Origin of the sequence: Chryseobacterium sp. G0201 (assembly GCF_003815655.1) — a bacterium.
GTDB lineage: Bacteria > Bacteroidota > Bacteroidia > Flavobacteriales > Weeksellaceae > Chryseobacterium.
This window is the reverse complement of record NZ_CP033917.1, coordinates 889,433-906,767: the sequence shown is the minus strand read 5'-3', so window position 1 is coordinate 906,767 and position 17,335 is coordinate 889,433. Positions and strand designations below refer to the sequence as shown.

At 35.9% G+C, this 17,335-nt stretch carries 14 protein-coding genes and 1 tRNA gene; 14 read left to right on the top strand and 1 reads right to left on the bottom strand.

Annotated elements, in window-relative coordinates:
* The first annotated feature begins 1 nt into the window (after window position 1).
* Together EG348_RS03970 and EG348_RS03965 are read left to right on the top strand one after the other, a co-directional pair.
* Entirely contained in the window at window positions 2–1,087 is a 1,086-nt protein-coding gene (locus EG348_RS03970) for an efflux RND transporter periplasmic adaptor subunit (RefSeq protein WP_123980873.1), read from the top strand.
* Between the two features lie 224 nt (window positions 1,088–1,311).
* Window positions 1,312–4,410, top strand: coding sequence for an efflux RND transporter permease subunit (locus tag EG348_RS03965; RefSeq protein WP_123980871.1), 3,099 nt, complete (start codon window positions 1,312–1,314; stop codon window positions 4,408–4,410).
* A gap of 85 nt (window positions 4,411–4,495) precedes the next feature.
* Here EG348_RS03965 and EG348_RS03960 read toward each other — a convergent pair whose 3' ends face one another.
* Window positions 4,496–6,001: a DUF4394 domain-containing protein gene (locus EG348_RS03960; RefSeq protein WP_123980869.1), complete on the bottom strand. Its 1,506-nt coding sequence runs from the start codon at window positions 5,999–6,001 to the stop codon at window positions 4,496–4,498.
* A gap of 331 nt (window positions 6,002–6,332) precedes the next feature.
* On the opposite strand from EG348_RS03960, the gene tuf reads away from it, so the two are divergent.
* The 12 genes from tuf (at window position 6,333) to EG348_RS03900 (ending at window position 17,255) form a co-directional block, all read left to right on the top strand.
* Window positions 6,333–7,544, top strand: a complete 1,212-nt coding sequence (gene tuf, locus EG348_RS03955) for an elongation factor Tu (protein WP_123980867.1) — start codon at window positions 6,333–6,335, stop codon at window positions 7,542–7,544.
* A gap of 54 nt (window positions 7,545–7,598) precedes the next feature.
* Window positions 7,599–7,669: transfer RNA gene (locus tag EG348_RS03950), tRNA-Trp, on the top strand.
* Window positions 7,670–7,681: 12 nt separating this feature from the next.
* Window positions 7,682–7,888 (top strand): preprotein translocase subunit SecE, encoded by a 207-nt coding sequence (secE, locus tag EG348_RS03945; RefSeq protein ID WP_072412212.1) that lies wholly within the window; start codon window positions 7,682–7,684, stop codon window positions 7,886–7,888.
* A 17-nt stretch (window positions 7,889–7,905) separates the two neighbouring features.
* Entirely contained in the window at window positions 7,906–8,448 is a 543-nt protein-coding gene (nusG, locus tag EG348_RS03940) for a transcription termination/antitermination protein NusG (RefSeq protein ID WP_072412210.1), read from the top strand.
* A gap of 380 nt (window positions 8,449–8,828) precedes the next feature.
* Window positions 8,829–9,701 (top strand): hypothetical protein, encoded by an 873-nt coding sequence (locus EG348_RS03935; RefSeq protein ID WP_123980865.1) that lies wholly within the window; start codon window positions 8,829–8,831, stop codon window positions 9,699–9,701.
* Window positions 9,702–9,978: 277 nt separating this feature from the next.
* Window positions 9,979–10,422: a 50S ribosomal protein L11 gene (gene rplK, locus EG348_RS03930; RefSeq protein WP_072412244.1), complete on the top strand. Its 444-nt coding sequence runs from the start codon at window positions 9,979–9,981 to the stop codon at window positions 10,420–10,422.
* Between the two features lie 11 nt (window positions 10,423–10,433).
* On the top strand, window positions 10,434–11,126 hold the full coding sequence (gene rplA, locus EG348_RS03925) for a 50S ribosomal protein L1 (protein ID WP_123980863.1): 693 nt from the start codon (window positions 10,434–10,436) through the stop codon (window positions 11,124–11,126).
* Between the two features lie 17 nt (window positions 11,127–11,143).
* Window positions 11,144–11,740, top strand: a complete 597-nt coding sequence (rplJ, locus tag EG348_RS03920; protein ID WP_123980861.1) for a 50S ribosomal protein L10 — start codon at window positions 11,144–11,146, stop codon at window positions 11,738–11,740.
* 47 nt (window positions 11,741–11,787) lie between these two features.
* Window positions 11,788–12,153: a 50S ribosomal protein L7/L12 gene (rplL, locus tag EG348_RS03915; RefSeq protein WP_072412199.1), complete on the top strand. Its 366-nt coding sequence runs from the start codon at window positions 11,788–11,790 to the stop codon at window positions 12,151–12,153.
* A gap of 281 nt (window positions 12,154–12,434) precedes the next feature.
* The gene (locus EG348_RS03910) at window positions 12,435–12,992 is read left to right on the top strand and encodes a hypothetical protein (RefSeq protein ID WP_123980859.1); all 558 of its coding nucleotides are present in this window, start codon (window positions 12,435–12,437) and stop codon (window positions 12,990–12,992) included.
* A 112-nt stretch (window positions 12,993–13,104) separates the two neighbouring features.
* The gene (locus tag EG348_RS03905; RefSeq protein WP_123980857.1) at window positions 13,105–14,613 is read left to right on the top strand and encodes a beta strand repeat-containing protein; all 1,509 of its coding nucleotides are present in this window, start codon (window positions 13,105–13,107) and stop codon (window positions 14,611–14,613) included.
* A 47-nt stretch (window positions 14,614–14,660) separates the two neighbouring features.
* On the top strand, window positions 14,661–17,255 hold the full coding sequence (locus EG348_RS03900) for a T9SS type A sorting domain-containing protein (RefSeq protein ID WP_123980855.1): 2,595 nt from the start codon (window positions 14,661–14,663) through the stop codon (window positions 17,253–17,255).
* Window positions 17,256–17,335: the final 80 nt, after the last annotated feature.

Below are 17,335 nucleotides of genomic sequence, written 5' to 3'. Positions count from 1 at the left end.
AATGAAAAAATATATAATTGCTGTATTTGTGGCCTTATCACTGTTATCTTGTTCTAAAAAAGAGGAAGAAAAAGCACCACAGGCCAAAAAAGGATTTGAACTGAGCAACACGATGCTGAAATCTATTTCTTTAGCAAAAGTTGAGAAAAAATACATAGAAGATAACTACAGTTTTTACGGAAAAATATCTGCTGACAAAAACAGTTACATCGACGTTTACCCTTTGGTAGGCGGAAATGTCATGAGCGTAAACGTTGAACTGGGAGATTATGTGAGAAAAGGGCAGGTGTTGGCAACGATCAGAAGTACAGAATTGGCGGACGTACAAAAAGATGTCAGCGATGCAAAGACTGATTTGGTTGTTGCTCAAAATAATCTTCGCGTTGCAAAAGAAATGTATGAAGGAAAACTGACGACCGAAAGAGAAGTTCTTGAAGCAAAAAGCCAGCTTCAAAAGGCACAGGACCAAATGCAGAGATCAAGCGCTGTAAGTACAGTTTATAATGTTAAAAAAGGAAATATTTACAGTGTAACAGCACCAATTAGCGGATATATTGTTCAGAAAAATATCAATAACGATATGCAGTTGAGAAGCGACAGAAGCGAAAATATTTTCGATGTTGCTAATACAACTAATGTTTGGGCGATTATGAACGTTAATGAATCTGATATTGATAAAATTAACCTTGGTATGTCGGCACAGGTTTCTACATTATCTTATCCCGATAAAGTTTTTGACGGAAAAATTGATAAAATATTCAAGATTATAGATCCTCAGACCAATACCATGCAGGCAAGAGTTGTTTTGGACAATGCCAACGGATTATTGATCCCCGAAAGTAAAGCAACAATAAAAATTTCAAGTTCAGAAAATAATATGGCGCTTACGGTTCCATCCAAAGCGGTAATTTTTGATGACAACAGAAGTTTTGTGGTGATCTATAAATCCAGAACAGATTTAAAAGTGAAAGAAGTCAAAGTTTTAAAACAGGTCGGCGACGTTACCTATATTTCCGAAGGTTTGTCTGAGGGTGAAGAAGTAATCACCAATAATCAATTATTGATTTACCGCTCTTTGAATAATTAAATTTTATTTGAACGATTAAGAGCTTTTTAAATAGGTAATTAAGAAGTTAAGCTTAATTAAGAAAAAATATCTCTTAAAAATATAAGAATACAGTCTTTGCTGAGTGGAAATACCCTAGCGAACGTAGAAGTATGCATAGTAATTTTAAAAAACCTTTGCGAACCTTGCGTTAAAATAAAGACAAAAAACTTTCAACGACTTTTTTAGGTCACAATAAATCTATCATGAATAAATTCATAAAAAATATAATTGCTTTTTCATTAAAAAACAAAGCATTTACCTTTATTTGGGTTGCTATCTTGGCTATTTCAGGATTTATAAGTTTCAAAAATATGCCGATTGAAGCTTTCCCCGATGTTACCAACACCCAAATTGTAATCATCACCCAATGGAATGGTCGAAGTGCAGAAGAAGTAGAACGCTTCGTTACGACGCCTATCGAGTTGGCAATGAGCCCGGTTCAGAAGAAGACAAGTGTGAGAAGTACCACGATGTTTGGGCTTTCCATTGTAAAGATTCTGTTTGATGATGGGGTGGATGACATGTTTGCCAGAAATCAGGTCAATAACCAATTAAGAAACGTCAGCCTTCCTGATGAGGTAGACCCAGAAGTTCAGCCACCCTACGGGCCAACGGGAGAGATTTTCCGATATACGTTGGAGAGTAAAACAAAAGATTCCCGAGAATTATTAACCTTACAAAACTGGGTGATCGACCGCGCGCTGAGAGGTGTTCCCGGAGTTGCGGATATCAATGTTTTCGGAGGTCAGGATAAAGTTTTTGAATTAAGTATCGATCCGAGAGCGTTGGATAAATATAATTTGACGCCGTCTCAGGTGTATGATGCAGTTACCCGAAGCAATTTAAATGTCGGAGGTGATGTTATCGAAAAAAACGGGCAAGCCTATGTTGTACGAGGGATCGGATTGGTGAAATCTGTTACCGATATTGGAAATATTACGATACAAAACGACAGCGGAAATCCTGTTTTAGTTAAAAATGTAGCGGAAGTTCATGAAAGTTCGATGCCTAGAGTAGGGCAGGCCGGTTTGAATAACCACGAAGATACCGTTGAAGGAATTGTCGTGATGAGAAAAGGCGAAAACCCGCGTGAAGTTTTGGTTGGAGTTAAGGCTAAAATTAAAGAATTAAACGAAAAGATTCTTCCGAAAGATGTAAAAATGGTCACTTTCTACGATCGTGATAATTTGATGGATTTTACTACGGAAACCGTAATGCACAACTTATTAGAAGGTATTGTGTTGGTAACGGTAATCGTTTTGATTTTCATGGCAGACTGGAGAACAACGTTGATCGTTTCCATCATCATTCCTTTATCCTTATTATTTGCATTTTTATGTTTAAAACTGGCGGGAATGAGTGCGAACTTACTTTCGCTGGGTGCCGTTGACTTTGGAATTATCATTGACGGAGCCGTCGTCATGGTGGAAGGAATCTTTGTAATGCTCGACCATAAAGCAAAAAAATACGGTCACGAAAAGTTCAATAAAATGGCAAAAGCAGGCTGGATCAAACAAACCGGAACAGGCTTGGGGAAAGCTATTTTCTTTTCAAAATTAATTATTATTACCTCATTAATTCCAATTTTCTCATTTCAGAAAGTGGAAGGTAAAATGTTCTCACCATTAGCCTTTACATTAGGTTTTGCATTAATTGGGGCTTTGATTTTTACCCTAACGTTGGTTCCTGTGCTTTCACATATTCTTTTAAATAAAAATGTAAAAGAAAAAAATAATCCTTTCGTTAATTTCTGGGATAGCATTGTTTTAAAAGGTTTCAGTTTTACATTTAGACATAAAAAAATGAGTTTAATTGTTGCTATTTCGTTCCTGGCGGTGACTTTATTCTCAGGGAAATTTTTGGGAACAGAATTTTTACCTCAATTAAATGAAGGTTCATTATGGATCACTGCAGAGATGCCGATGAGTTCTTCATTAAAAGAATCATTGAAAACAGCCGACCTTTTAAAAAAAGACATTATGAGCTTTCCAGAAGTGACGGATGTTTTGGCTCAGACAGGTAGAAGTAACGACGGAACAGACCCCAACGGATTCGGTTTCGTACAATTTGCCGTAAACCTTAAACCTAAAGAAGAATGGAAACGAAACATCAGTTATGAAGAATTGATTGAAGGAATCGACAAAAAATTGAGAAATTATCAGGGAATCACTTTTAATTATTCTCAACCGATCTCCGACAACGTTGCTGAAGCAGTAGCCGGTTTCAAAGCTGAAAATGGAATTAAAATTTACGGGGATAATTTACAGACATTAGACAGATTGGCCGATGAGGTTTTAAAGCAAATTAAAGATGTTGAAGGGGTAAAAGATCCCGGAATTATTAAAAATATCGGTCAGCCCGAAGTAAGTGTTGTACTAGACAGAGATAAAATGGCGGCGTACGGAGTAATGCCTGCAGATGCACAAGCTGTCTTGGAAATGGCTTTTGGTGGAAAAACAGCTTCTGAAATGTTTGATGGCGAAAGAAAATTTCCAATCAGACTTCGTTATTCTCAGGAGTACAGAAAAGATGAAAATGACATTGCTGCTTTGATGGTTCCTACACAGGACGGCGCAAAAATTCCTTTAAAAGAGATCAGTAATATCGTTAAAGATAATGGTGCTGCGTTTATTTACAGAGACGATATCAAACGTTACATCGGAGTGAAATTCTCAATTCGTGACCGAGATTTGGGAAGCACGATCGCCGATGCTCAGAAAAAAGTAGCCAATATTGAACTTCCGGACGGATATTCTATAGGCTGGACAGGTCAGTTTGAAAATCAGCAAAGAGCTTCTCACAGATTGGCGCAGGTAGTTCCTGTAAGTATCGTGATGATTTTCTTCCTTTTATTTATCCTCTTTGGAAACATGAAAGACTCTCTTTTGGTATTGGCCAACGTACCATTTGCATTGATCGGAGGAATTATCGCACTTCACGTTACGAGAATGAATTTCGGGATCTCAGCCGGAGTTGGAATGATCGCTCTTTTGGGAATCTGTATTCAAAACGGAGTTATTTTGATCACAGAATTCCATCAGAATGTCAAGAACGGATTGAATTTGGATACAGCCATATTTAGTGGAGTAAAATCCAGAACACGACCTGTAATTATGACTGCTTTAATGGCATCGATCGGGCTTTTACCTGCTGCGTTGTCTACAGGAATCGGTTCAGAATCTCAAAAACCTTTAGCCATCGTAATTATTGGTGGACTGATAACCGCAACAGTGCTTACATTATTGATATTCCCGATTATTTTCTGGATTTTCAACAGAACAAAGAAATCGGAACAGATTTAATTCTTCTATCATCATATATATTAATTGAAGCGCGGAAAACTATGTTTTCCGCGCTTCTTAGTATCGAAATAATTTTAATATGAATTTAAAATCCTAGCCCTACTGCAAAAGCATTTACAGCATTTGGGTAATCAGAAACTGAGGTTGCAGCTCCTGTTGTAGTATTCACCGAATAAATTTTTGTAGATGAACCTACAGAAGCCATTAAATAAGCTTTTTGGCTCATGCTTCCGATGTCAAAACCATTCGTATTGGTTATATTAATTCCTAAAGCGCCTGTTTCAACTAAAGTTCCATTGTTAGGTGGGGTTTGTTGATATAGTTTATCAGTATTATGATCAATTACAAATAGAGTAGTAGCGGTTGTTCCTGCAAAATTATTGGTATAAGCCGCTGCGCTGATCATTGCTCCGATAGGATTAATTGCTGCATCAACGGCTGTAATTCCTCCGGTAACAGGATCTAAACGAAGATTTTGTCCGGTGTTGCTTACTACTCGTATCTTATCTACCGATGGATTAAAATCAAATCCAAAATCTGTTCCGACAAGTAAGGTTGCAAAAGGTGAACTTCCGACTGCTGTTGCTGCTCCTGTTCCTAAGTTAATGGTGTAGATTCTACTTGAACTTCCCAATGCGTACAATTGTCCATTCAAAGGACGGAAATCAATTCCTAAAATATTTTCTCCGCTTTGTAATCCCGCAACTGCTTTTGAAACCGGCATTGGACTGTTCGGGTTAAATATCTGAAGATTATTAGAATTATCAATAGCATAAGCTACTGCTTCTGTCGGGATTGCAAGATCAATGATGGGTTGTTGCAATACACCAATATTGGTAGTTTTACCGTTATTTAAATCTAATAAATGAAGATTATTGTTTAAAGCTAATAAAGCAACGCTGTTATCATATTTAATATCGAAAGCAGCCTGACCTGTAAATGTTGTTCCCAAGCTTCCCACTTCTACCAATGTTCCGTTATTTGGAGGGTCTTGTTTAAATAATTTCCCAGAAGTTACATCAATATCATATAAAATGGTAGAAGAAGCACCGGCTTTACTATTAGTATATGCTACTCCCGTGATTGAAGGAGAACCCGATCCGCTAATATTGGTATCTGAAGCTGCAAGCGCACCTGTTTCCGGATGTAGACGCAGATTTTGCCCTGTACTGCTCACCAAGCGGATACGGTCTACGGTTGGGTTAAAATCAATTGAAGCAATAGACCCTGAAACTGCAGGACTAAATGCTGTGGAACTTACTACTCTTGCTGATGCGTTGGAAGTATTTATAATGTATAATTTGCTTGCATTTGATAATGCGTATAATTCGCCTGTTGCAGGTCTGAAGTCTATACTTAATAATTTTTCTCCGGCCACGATACCAGCCACAGCTGTTTTAGAAGTGAACATTTTAGGATTATTAGAATTAAAAGCAACAAGTTCATTGGTACCTGTTAATCCGTAAACCATGACATCCGGACCTTTTACACTTTCTTCAGTCATCATCATCATATCATCATCGGAATCGTCGCATGAAAATATTGTTGTGACAGTAAATAAGGCCAGACAAATGTGTAATAGTTTTTTCATAATATTAATTTTTATGGGTTTATATTATCTACGAGAAAAGGTTTAATATGGTTTTTTTGCGATAAACATTTTAACGTTATGATTTTTTAACTTCTCATAAAATATTAAGAATTAGTCAGATACTTCAGATTTATAAGAAATAGGTTATTAGGATTTTTTCAATCGAGAAATTTGTGTAAATTTGCAGTCTCAATACATAGAAATATAGGGTTTGTAATTCTTTGAATTTGAATGTTTAAATTTTTTTAAATAAAAAGGTTTTGATATTTAAAAATTCATTATATTTGCACACCGAAAATTTGAATAAACAATAAATAAATAATTTTACATCATGGCAAAGGAAACGTTTAATCGTAACAAACCACACTTGAACATTGGTACTATTGGTCACGTTGACCATGGTAAAACTACTCTTACAGCTGCTATTTCTGCTGTATTAGCGAGCAAAGGTCTTGCTGAGAAAAAAGATTTCTCTTCTATTGACTCTGCTCCAGAAGAAAAAGAAAGAGGTATTACTATCAATACGGCTCACATTGAGTACGAAACTGAAAATAGACATTACGCTCACGTTGACTGTCCAGGTCACGCGGATTATGTAAAGAACATGGTAACTGGTGCTGCTCAGATGGACGGTGCAATCGTTGTATGTGCTGCAACTGACGGACCAATGCCTCAGACTAGAGAACACATCTTGCTTTGCCGTCAGGTAAACGTACCTAGAATTGTTGTTTTCATGAATAAAGTTGACATGGTAGACGATGCTGAATTATTAGAGCTTGTTGAAATGGAACTTAGAGACCTATTGTCTACTTATGACTTTGACGGAGATAACTCTCCAGTTATTCAGGGTTCTGCGTTAGGAGCACTTACTGCTGCTACTGCAACTCCTGTTAACACAGAAGATAAGTGGTTCAAAAGTGTTGAAGAATTAATGAATGCTGTTGATACTTGGATCGAGCAACCACCAAGAGATACTGATAAGCCATTCTTGATGCCAATCGAAGACGTATTCTCTATTACAGGTAGAGGTACTGTTGCAACTGGTAGAATTGAAGCTGGTATTATCAATACAGGTGATCCTGTTGATATCATCGGTATGGGTGAAGAAAAATTAACTTCTACTATTACAGGAGTTGAGATGTTCAGAAAAATCCTTGACAGAGGTGAAGCTGGAGATAACGTAGGTCTATTGTTGAGAGGTATTGAAAAAACTGACATCAAGAGAGGTATGGTAATCGCTAAGAAAGATTCTGTTAAGCCACACAAAAAATTCAAAGCATCTGTTTATATCCTTTCTAAGGAAGAAGGTGGACGTCACACTCCATTCCACAACAAGTACCGTCCTCAGTTCTACGTAAGAACTACTGACGTTACAGGTGAAATCTTCTTACCAGAAGGTGTAGAAATGGTAATGCCTGGTGATAACTTAGAGATCACTGTAGAATTGTTACAGCCAATCGCTCTTAACGTAGGTCTTAGATTTGCGATCAGAGAAGGAGGTAGAACAGTTGGTTCAGGTCAGGTTACTGAAATCTTAGACTAATCATCTTAAAATAAATAAAGCTTCCGAAAGGAAACTCTCGGAAGCTTTTTATCTACGGGCATCGTCCAATGGTAGGATACCGGTCTCCAAAACCGTTGATCAGGGTTCGAATCCTTGTGCCCGTGCAAATATAAATTATGAGTTCATTTATCGATTTTTTAAAAGGTTCTTATATCGAATTCAGACATAAAGTTGAATGGCCAAAATGGTCTGACTTGCAGTCGTCTACAATTGTCGTAACTATTGCAACAGTAATCTTGGCATTATTTACCTTTGGGGTTGACGAATTGTTTTCTAAATCAATTAGCAACATAATAGGAATGCTAATTAACGTGTTCAACTAAAAAAGTATTTTCCCATAATGAGCGAATTGAAATGGTATGTGCTGAAAGCAATCAGCGGACAGGAAAATAAAGTGAAAAACTATATTGAGACGGAAATCAAACGTTTAGGGTTTGAGCAGTACGTTACTCAAGTGGTTATTCCTATGGAAAAGGTTATTCAAATTAGAAACGGAAAAAAAGTTCCTAAAGAGAAACCTTACTATCCTGGTTACTTGATGGTTGAAGCTGATCTAATGGGTGAAATTCCTCACGCTATTAAGAACATTCCCGGAGTTATATCTTTCTTAAGTTTAACGAAAGGAGGTGATCCTGTTCCAATGAGAAAATCTGAGGTAAACAGAATGTTAGGCAGAATGGATGAGCTTTCAGAATTTGCTAGCGATGTTGAGATTCCTTATGTTGTAGGTGAAAACGTTAAAGTAATTGACGGACCTTTCAACGGATTCAACGGTACAGTTGAGAAAATACTCGAAGATAAAAAGAAAATTGAAGTATCTGTATTGATCTTCGGTAGAAAAACTCCAATGGAGTTAAGCTATATGCAAGTAGAAAAAGTATAGTTAAATATACTTTTACATAATAAATTAAAATACCACCTATTGGTGGTATTTTTTTATTCTATATATTATAAACAATATTCTGCTCCATAATCAAAAAATATTCATAAAATTATTAATCTTCGTTCTTAAATTAGGAATTATTATTAACTTTTCAAATATATCCTTTCTATTTAATATTTTCTATTATTTTACAATTATGTATTTGCTTTTCACTAAGTTGAGAATTTAATATTATTTTAAATTCATTTTAATATGATTTATGTTACTAAATTGAATTTCTAAATTTATTTTTTAATAATATTTAAGCATATTTTATAAGTTATTATTTTGATTAAACGTTTAGCCTTTTTATTTTTGAATTTAATTTAAATCATAAGGAAATGAAAAAAAGGTTATTAATTATTTTATTATGTGGAAGTAGTTTTTATTATGCTCAGGTAGGTATTAACACTACAAATCCTCAAGGTGTATTTCATATTGATGGTAATAAAGATAATCCAACAACTGGAACTCCAAGTGTTGTTCAGCAGTCAAATGACTTTTCAGTTATTGCCTCATCAGGGTTGGGAACCGGTACCATTAAGGTGGGAATTGGTACTACTGCACCAACACAAAGCTTGGATATTGCCAATGGTAATTTAAGAGTTAGAAATATCAATAATTCTATAGGAATTGCAAATGACAAATTATTGGTTGCAGATGCCAATGGTATAATAAAGGTAGCAGGTGGAGATTCCTTTTCTGCATCAGACAGCGGAAATAGAGTGTTGAATGCTGTTGGAGGAGCCGACATAAATGCAGCTAGTGATTGGAATGATAATGAATTCACCACATTGCAATTAGATGTATTATACGATCCTCAAAATGCATATGATTCTACAACCGGGATTTATACCGTTCCAAAAGATGGATTGTACTTTTTATATGGTGTTTGTGGGTTTACTACACCTGGAAGTGGATCCGGTATTTTTGATGGTACCTCAGGAGATGCTTTTACTTCTTTATATGTAGATACAGGGCGAGTTTCAACTACAAATACTGTAATTCACAGGGGGAATAAAAATCCTTCTACAACAACTCCTCCAAACAGTAACTTATATTTTTTAACCAGTAATGCTACGATTTGGCTAAAGACAGGGCAGAGGGTTTCTTTGCAGTTTTTAACGTACGGAACAAATAATATGGTAGGAAATCTTAGAGATCTTAAAATTAGTAAAACAAGTTCTCGATTTATAATTAATAAGCTCTTATAAAATTTTAATAAGTTTTTTAAATTTTGTGTTCCCTTCTATCCTTTATACCGGTTAGAAGGGTTTTTGTTTTGTAGAACAGTTTTTTTCCACTTAATTAAGAACAAGTATAATTTATTTTTGATAATCTTGTTAAAAATCAACTCTTTCCGTTTGCTATTTCAAAAATATTTCATAATTTTGCAGTCCGAAAAGTAGGTTTACTTTATGTGAGTGCGGTAACCTGCTGAATAATAAATGCTTCCAAACTCATTAATTATTCAAATTTAAAAAAGAAAAAATGGCTAAAAAAGTCTTTAAAATGGTAAAACTTCAGGTGAAAGGTGGCGCTGCCAACCCTTCTCCACCAGTAGGTCCAGCATTGGGTTCTGCAGGTGTGAACATCATGGAGTTTTGTAAACAATTTAACGGAAGAACTCAGGACAAGCCAGGGCAAGTTTTACCTGTAGTAATTACAGTATACGAAGACAAATCTTTTGAATTCGTTATTAAAACTCCACCTGCAGCAATCCAGTTAATGGATGCGGCTAAGATCAAAGGAGGTTCTGGAGAACCGAACAGAAACAAAGTAGGTTCTGTATCTTGGGCTCAGGTTCAAAAAATTGCTGAAGATAAAATGGCGGATCTTAACTGCTTTACAATGGATTCAGCTCTTTCTATGGTTGCAGGTACTGCTAGATCTATGGGATTAAGAGTAACAGGAACTAAACCAGCTAACGCTTAAAACTTAAAGAAATGGCAAAATTAACAAAGAAGCAAAAGGAAGCTTTAAGTAAAGTAGAAAAAGGAAGAATTTATAACCTTGAAGAAGGTTCAGCTCTTGTAAAAGAAGTGAACACTGCAAAGTTTGATGCTTCTGTAGATATCGCTGTAAGATTGGGTGTCGATCCAAGAAAAGCAAACCAAATGGTAAGAGGTGTTGTATCTCTTCCTCACGGAACTGGTAAAGATGTTAAAGTATTAGCTCTTGTAACTCCGGATAAAGAAGCTGAAGCTAAAGCTGCTGGTGCTGATTATGTGGGTCTTGACGAATACTTACAAAAAATAAAAGATGGTTGGACAGATGTTGACGTTATCGTTACTATGCCAGCTGTTATGGGTAAATTAGGACCTTTAGGTAGAGTATTAGGACCAAGAGGTTTGATGCCTAACCCTAAATCAGGTACTGTAACTATGGAAATTGGTAAAGCAGTAACTGAAGTGAAAGCAGGTAAGATTGATTTCAAAGTAGATAAGTATGGTATTATCCATGCTGGTATTGGTAAAGTATCTTTCGATGCTGACAAGATCAAAGAAAATGCTCAGGAATTAATTTCTACATTGATCAAAATGAAACCAACTGCTGCTAAAGGAACTTATGTAAAAAGCATTTATTTGTCTTCTACAATGAGTCCTGGTATTGCAATTGATACTAAAGCTGTTAACTAATTTAAATCCTTAAGACAATGACAAAAGACCAAAAAGTTGTAGCAATACAAGAGATCAAAGACTTGCTTCAGGATGCAAAAGTAGTATATGTAGCAGATCTAGACGGATTGAACGCTGCTAAGTCTTCAGAATTCAGAAGACAGGCTTTCAAACAAAATATCAAAGTGAAAGTTGTAAAAAATACACTTTTACAAAAAGCAATGGAGCAAATTGAAGGAGTAGATTACTCTGAAATGTTCCAAACTTTCAAAGGAAACTCTGCATTAATGGTATCTGATACTGCAAATGCTCCTGCGAAATTAATTCAAGGGTTCAGAAAGAAAGAAGAGAAGCCGGCTTTAAAATCTGCTTACCTTCAAGAAACTTTCTATGTTGGAGACGAAAACTTAACTGCACTTGCTAACATCAAGTCTAGAGAAGAAATGATCGGAGAAATCATCGGATTACTTCAATCTCCAATTCAAAGAGTTGTTTCTGCTCTTCAAAACAAACCTGAAACTGTAGAAGCTAAAGCTGAAGAAGCTGCTGCTCCTGCTGTGGAAGAAACTCCTGCTGAGGCGGCTCCAGAAGCTCCTGCTGCAGAAAGCACGGAAGAAACTCCAAGTGCTGAATAATTAGACTCAAAAAATTAAATAAAATAATCAACAAAAACATTACAACAATGTCAGATTTAAAAAATTTAGCTGAAACGCTAGTAAACTTAACAGTAAAAGACGTAAATGAATTAGCTACTATCCTTAAGGATGAGTACGGAATTGAGCCAGCTGCTGCTGCTGTAGTAGTTGCTGCAGGTGGTGGAGAAGCTGCTGAAGAAAAGACTGAATTCGACGTAATTCTTAAGTCTGCAGGTGCATCTAAATTAGCTATCGTTAAATTGGTAAAAGATTTAACTGGTGCTGGTCTTAAAGAAGCTAAAGATATCGTAGATGGAGCTCCTGCTGCAATCAAAACTGGTATCTCTAAAGACGAAGCTGAAGCTCTTAAGAAGCAATTAGAAGAAGCTGGTGCTGAAGTAGAATTGAAATAATTCAATTTACACTGAAAATAATAAGCCTGGGCAATCTGCTCAGGCTTTTTTTTTGTGCATTTTTTTCTTTTGTAAATCATGTAATGTTTATATAAGTAATTAAATATTGTTATTTGATGAATATTTATAATTGATTATAAATACTTATTTGATAAAAAATTAAACTATGTATTAAATAATATTAGTCAAATTAACTGTTTTTATAATTATTTTACCAATAAAATGCTGTTTAAGTTGAAAAAATACTATATTTGCATACGAAAAAACACACACACACTAATTTGAAAAGAAACTACTTTCTTTTCCAAAGTTATTTTACTATTCTCCTTAATTGTGGGATTATTATATTAACTGTTGGAAATCTTAAAGCTGGATCATTGTTAACGGTAATCGAACCGTGTAACGAGATCTCCGGCATCCCTCAGCAAGAATCTTTTGCTAGTGATGTTTCTGTTGTTCAGAATAATGTAAACGGAAATAAGCTCTTTAATCACTTTAATATCAACTTTGAGAAAATAAACGTTTTTATTATAGATCGAGAAAAAAATAAACTTTTAAGTAATTTTTTTGGAAAAATATTTACACCATATCATTGTAAGGGTACAAATAAAGAATTATTGAAGATATCTTATTCGGATTTTGATCATAAAGATGTTTCAGAATATATATTTTCATCTCAAAATCAACTGAAAGAAAGAATAAATTTAACTTATAATGTAGACTTTAAGATGGTTAAGATATCCAAAAATGGGATTGGGTATACTTTACTACTAAAGATTCCGGATAAAATATTTTCCGAAAGTTCTTCTGTAAGACTTTCTTGCGGGCTCTCCGTTTAATCAGACTTTTAACGATATAAAATATTCATTTTTCTCTTTTAAATAAGAGGAAGGGTTATTGGTCTGCTATTTTTTAAAGAAAACACACAAAAAACAACAAATATCACTACAAATGAAAAACAGATTATTCACTATTTCGATGTTATCCTTTACAGGGTTTCTGGCGACTGCGCAAGTTGGCATCAACACAAGTCAGGCTCAGGCAACACTAGATGTTGTGGGATCTCCTGCCAATTCAAAATTTTTAGATGGAATTATTGCTCCAAGATTAACTGGGAATCAATTAAGGGCAAAAAACTATACTTCTCTTCAGAGTGGAGCAATGGTGTATGTAACTGCTGCGGATAGCGGCCCGACTGGTCAAACGATTAATGTAACAGCAACGGGATACTATTATTTTGACGGAACAAAATGGGTAAGAACTTCAGAAGGAACCAATGTTGGTACTTTAACAGGCTTTTCGTCTGGAAATTTATCTCCACTGTTTACTACAACGGTATCAAATCCTTCTACGAATCCTTCATTGGCATTTAACCTTAGCAATGCTCCTGCAAATTCTATTTTTGGAAATAATACAGGGACAACGGCAGCTCCGGCTTATTTTTCTGCTTCATCGTTAGCATTGGCGGGAGATGTTACGGGGACTTTAGGTGCTACAACAGTCGTGAAAATTAACGGATCTCCGCTGGGAACTACTGCAACTGCTACTACTGGACAGGTTTTGACTTTTAATGGGACAAATTGGGTTCCTGCTACTCAAACACAGTCAAATGACTGGAAAGTTTTAGGAAATGCAGGTACAACAGCTACTTCATCTGCTTTAGGAGCTAACATTGCATCGGGTAATTTCTTAGGAACAACGGATGCTCAGAATTTAGTTTTTGCTACAGGTAATAATGTGAAAGGTATTTTGGATACTAACGGAACATTAAATGGTGGAAATGCAAATACTTCTGCTCCGTATGCTTCTTTCGCTTGGGGATCAAATAATACATTTTCTAATGCCTCTTCATCAAATATAGCTTTGGGTAGAGGAAATACAGTTGCCGCTCAGGCTGCTAATTTCCCTGGAGTAGCTATTGGATCTTCAAACTCTGCTGTAAGCGGTGCAAAAGTAATTGGAAATACAAACTTTGCCACAGACGCAAATACCGTAGTTCTAGGAAACAACAATGGAACATCGAGTGCTAATGTAAGTGGAATTAACGTAGGTAACTCAAATATAAATTCCGGAGGTTTTGCCTTTGGTACAGGTAATAATGTGACAGTGAATAACTATGCTTTTGGTAGCGCCAATACGGCAAGTGGTGCAGCAGGAGCTATCGGATTTGGTGTAGGAGCAAATGCTGTCATTGCAAATCAGACGGTGTACGCAAATACAACACATACTTTTTCAGGTTCGGGAGTAATAGGTACGGCAATTACTGATGTGGGAGTCAACATGACGCCAAGTGCTATCAATTTTGCAGATCTGGAAGTAAGTAAAGGAATTTTAATGAAAGGAGTTGCATCCGCTGCTAATGCTGGTTGTACATCAGCAGATGAAGGAACAATTAGATACAATTCCACAACACATACTCACGAAGGTTGTAATGGGAGCAACTGGAAAGCTTTATACTAAGAAAAAACACATACATCAATAAAAAACAACAAAACAAACAAGAAAAAATGACAAAAAAATTATTCGGGAGAATTACGGCGTTTTTAATGACGCTCGTAGTATCTGTAATGGCTTTTGGTCAGGGTTATACGCCTATACGAGGTATGGGAGTAGAAGCAAAGCCTGTGAACGGAAGCGGAATTTGTTTAGCATGCTACAATGGAAGTATGAATCCTGTTATCGATTCTAATCTTGATAACAGCGTAAGCATGGGTAGCTTTGCTACTTTGGTAAGTGGAAACGGTATTTCAGTAAAAAACACAAACACAACATATCCGGCAGGTTTTATTACGGGTTTTAATATAGATTTAGGAACAAGTGTTATCACGGCAAGTTTTCTAAGTGGAATTAGAATCAGTACATACAAAGCTGGAGTTCTTCAGGAAACGTCAACAAATACAACTTTGCTTTCTGTTCCTGCATTTGGAGGTACTAAAACAAGAATTTTCTTACATTTTAAAACTTCAAAAGCGTTTGACGAAGTAAGATTATATCAAGTAAATGTACTTTCTGTATTCAGTGCATTGAATGTGTACTATGCTTTTGCTTTCGATCCGGCTAAAGTTCCTACAGACAATAATGGAATTTGTGATGACATTATTGCAGGAAGCGGTGTAGACGGAAATGTATCTGGAAGCAGCAGTTTCTTAGCCCCACTTTCTTATGTGAACAACAGAGAGAAAATTGGTGACGGCGACAAAAATTCTTACGGATCAATTGTTTTACCTGCAGGATTGTTAGGATCTTATTCTGTTGGAGTTTTAGATAAAAATCAGGTATATCCGGCTGGTAACAAAGCAGGATTTGTAATCGAGCCTGATGATCAGGGAAAATTGTTAAGTGCAGAATTTTTAAAGAACATAACTGTTGAAACTTATTTATTCGGGCAACTTCAAGATTCTAAAAACCTTAGTGATGGAGGTGGACTTATTAACATTAAAGTATTGAGATTTGGTTCCAATAAACAAAAAATATCTCTTACTGCTACAAAACCTTTTAATGAGGTTAGACTTAAAATTACACAAACTGTCGGGGTGAACTTCGGTGCTTTAAAAGTGTATTACGCTTTTGAAGAACCTCAGGGATGCGACTGTAACGAAAATATTCAAACTTCCGGAACGTCAAGATTAGGAGATATTGTTCCCGGTGCTTCTTGGACGGGTGCTTCCGGAACTATTTTCGGATTAACAAATATTACAAACACAGGAAATGTTGTAGATACAAATACTTCAAATTTTGCGACTGTAAATTTCTCGCCGATCAATTTTTTGATTCCAACAGTAAGGCTTACTGTAAAAAGTAACACAGGAGATTATCCTGCAGGGACTTTTGGAGGTTTTACGTTGACTAAAAGTGCTAATTTATTTACAGTTAATGCTTTAGATTATATTACCATTACTTTCTATAAAGGAACAACTGTTACAGAATCAAGAACTTCTGGCGGATTGTTCAGCGGACAGTTTTTTACTTCTGCAACCAATCAGTTTTATGTAGGTTTTACGGCTACAAAAGCTTTTGACAGAATGAAAATCGAGATCAATCCGGGGATCGGAATTACTTTAGCTCAACAATATTACATTTATAATGCATTTGTTCAGTTGGATGATGATAAAGACGGTGTTCCAAACTGTAACGACAAATGTCCGAACGGTGACGATAGCATTGACAACAACGGAAACGGTATTCCTGACTGTGCCGAAGGATGTTCTGTATTAAATGACAAATCTCCGGTTCTGGATTCAGATGGCGATGGTGTTCCTGATGCTTGTGATGGTGATGCTGATAACGACGGTATTCCGGATGCTTTAGAAGATCTTAACAACAACGGAAAATTTGAAGATGATGATGTTGACGGAGATCAGTTGGTGATTGCAACTTTAGGTGACGGAATTTCAAGTTATTTAGACTTAGATTCTGATAACGACGGAATTTTAGATCTTTTTGAATCAGGTATTCCAACTTCTGTAATCAACCAAATCGATGCAGATTATAATGGAGTTATTGATGCCGGTGTTGCAACAGGAAGTAACGGTATTGCAGATCTTTTAGAAACTTCACCGGATTCAGGAGTGATGAAATATCCTCTGATGAACACAGATGGAGACGATAAACCGGATTTTGTTGATTTAAAATCAAACAATGCAGAATATGATCTTTATGTTATCGGAAAAGATAATTTGGATGATCTTGGCGCTGGATTTATTTCCAGAATCAACGATGCGGATGTAGACGGTATTCAGGCAGTTGTGGATAATGACTTGATTAAAAAAGGATCTCCAAATTCTCCACTTTCTCCTTACGCATCTTTTGCAAAAACCGGAGCTAAAATGTCTGCAAAAGCTACAACAGATATTTCTGCTGTTGTGAATGATATTAAAGTATATCCAAACCCGGTAAGATCTGGTGAAAATGTTTACATCAAATCTTCAGGTGTTAAAGAAGAGGGAACGTATACAATGTTCTCGGCTCAAGGGCAATTAATCAAATCGGGCAAATTCTCTGGAGATGCCGAAATCAATACATCTTCACTACCTACGGGTATGTATATCATTAAAGTAGAAACTAAATCAGTTGTGAAATCTTATAAGGTTATTGTGAAATAATTTTTAAACAGTTTCTACAGAGAGGCCACCCGAAAGGGTGGTTTTTTCAAATAACACTCCTTAGTTTTATTTTAAAACAT

What these genes read in the sequence shown, in the direction of transcription:
- EG348_RS03970 (WP_123980873.1), top strand. Translation starts at nt 2, where the DNA reads ATGAAAAAATATATAATTGCTGTATTTGTGGCCTTATCACTGTTATCT.
- EG348_RS03965 (WP_123980871.1), top strand. Translation starts at nt 1,312, where the DNA reads ATGAATAAATTCATAAAAAATATAATTGCTTTTTCATTAAAAAACAAA.
- EG348_RS03960 (WP_123980869.1), bottom strand. Translation starts at nt 6,001, where the DNA reads ATGAAAAAACTATTACACATTTGTCTGGCCTTATTTACTGTCACAACA.
- tuf (WP_123980867.1), top strand. Translation starts at nt 6,333, where the DNA reads ATGGCAAAGGAAACGTTTAATCGTAACAAACCACACTTGAACATTGGT.
- secE (WP_072412212.1), top strand. Translation starts at nt 7,682, where the DNA reads ATGAGTTCATTTATCGATTTTTTAAAAGGTTCTTATATCGAATTCAGA.
- nusG (WP_072412210.1), top strand. Translation starts at nt 7,906, where the DNA reads ATGAGCGAATTGAAATGGTATGTGCTGAAAGCAATCAGCGGACAGGAA.
- EG348_RS03935 (WP_123980865.1), top strand. Translation starts at nt 8,829, where the DNA reads ATGAAAAAAAGGTTATTAATTATTTTATTATGTGGAAGTAGTTTTTAT.
- rplK (WP_072412244.1), top strand. Translation starts at nt 9,979, where the DNA reads ATGGCTAAAAAAGTCTTTAAAATGGTAAAACTTCAGGTGAAAGGTGGC.
- rplA (WP_123980863.1), top strand. Translation starts at nt 10,434, where the DNA reads ATGGCAAAATTAACAAAGAAGCAAAAGGAAGCTTTAAGTAAAGTAGAA.
- rplJ (WP_123980861.1), top strand. Translation starts at nt 11,144, where the DNA reads ATGACAAAAGACCAAAAAGTTGTAGCAATACAAGAGATCAAAGACTTG.
- rplL (WP_072412199.1), top strand. Translation starts at nt 11,788, where the DNA reads ATGTCAGATTTAAAAAATTTAGCTGAAACGCTAGTAAACTTAACAGTA.
- EG348_RS03905 (WP_123980857.1), top strand. Translation starts at nt 13,105, where the DNA reads ATGAAAAACAGATTATTCACTATTTCGATGTTATCCTTTACAGGGTTT.
- EG348_RS03900 (WP_123980855.1), top strand. Translation starts at nt 14,661, where the DNA reads ATGACAAAAAAATTATTCGGGAGAATTACGGCGTTTTTAATGACGCTC.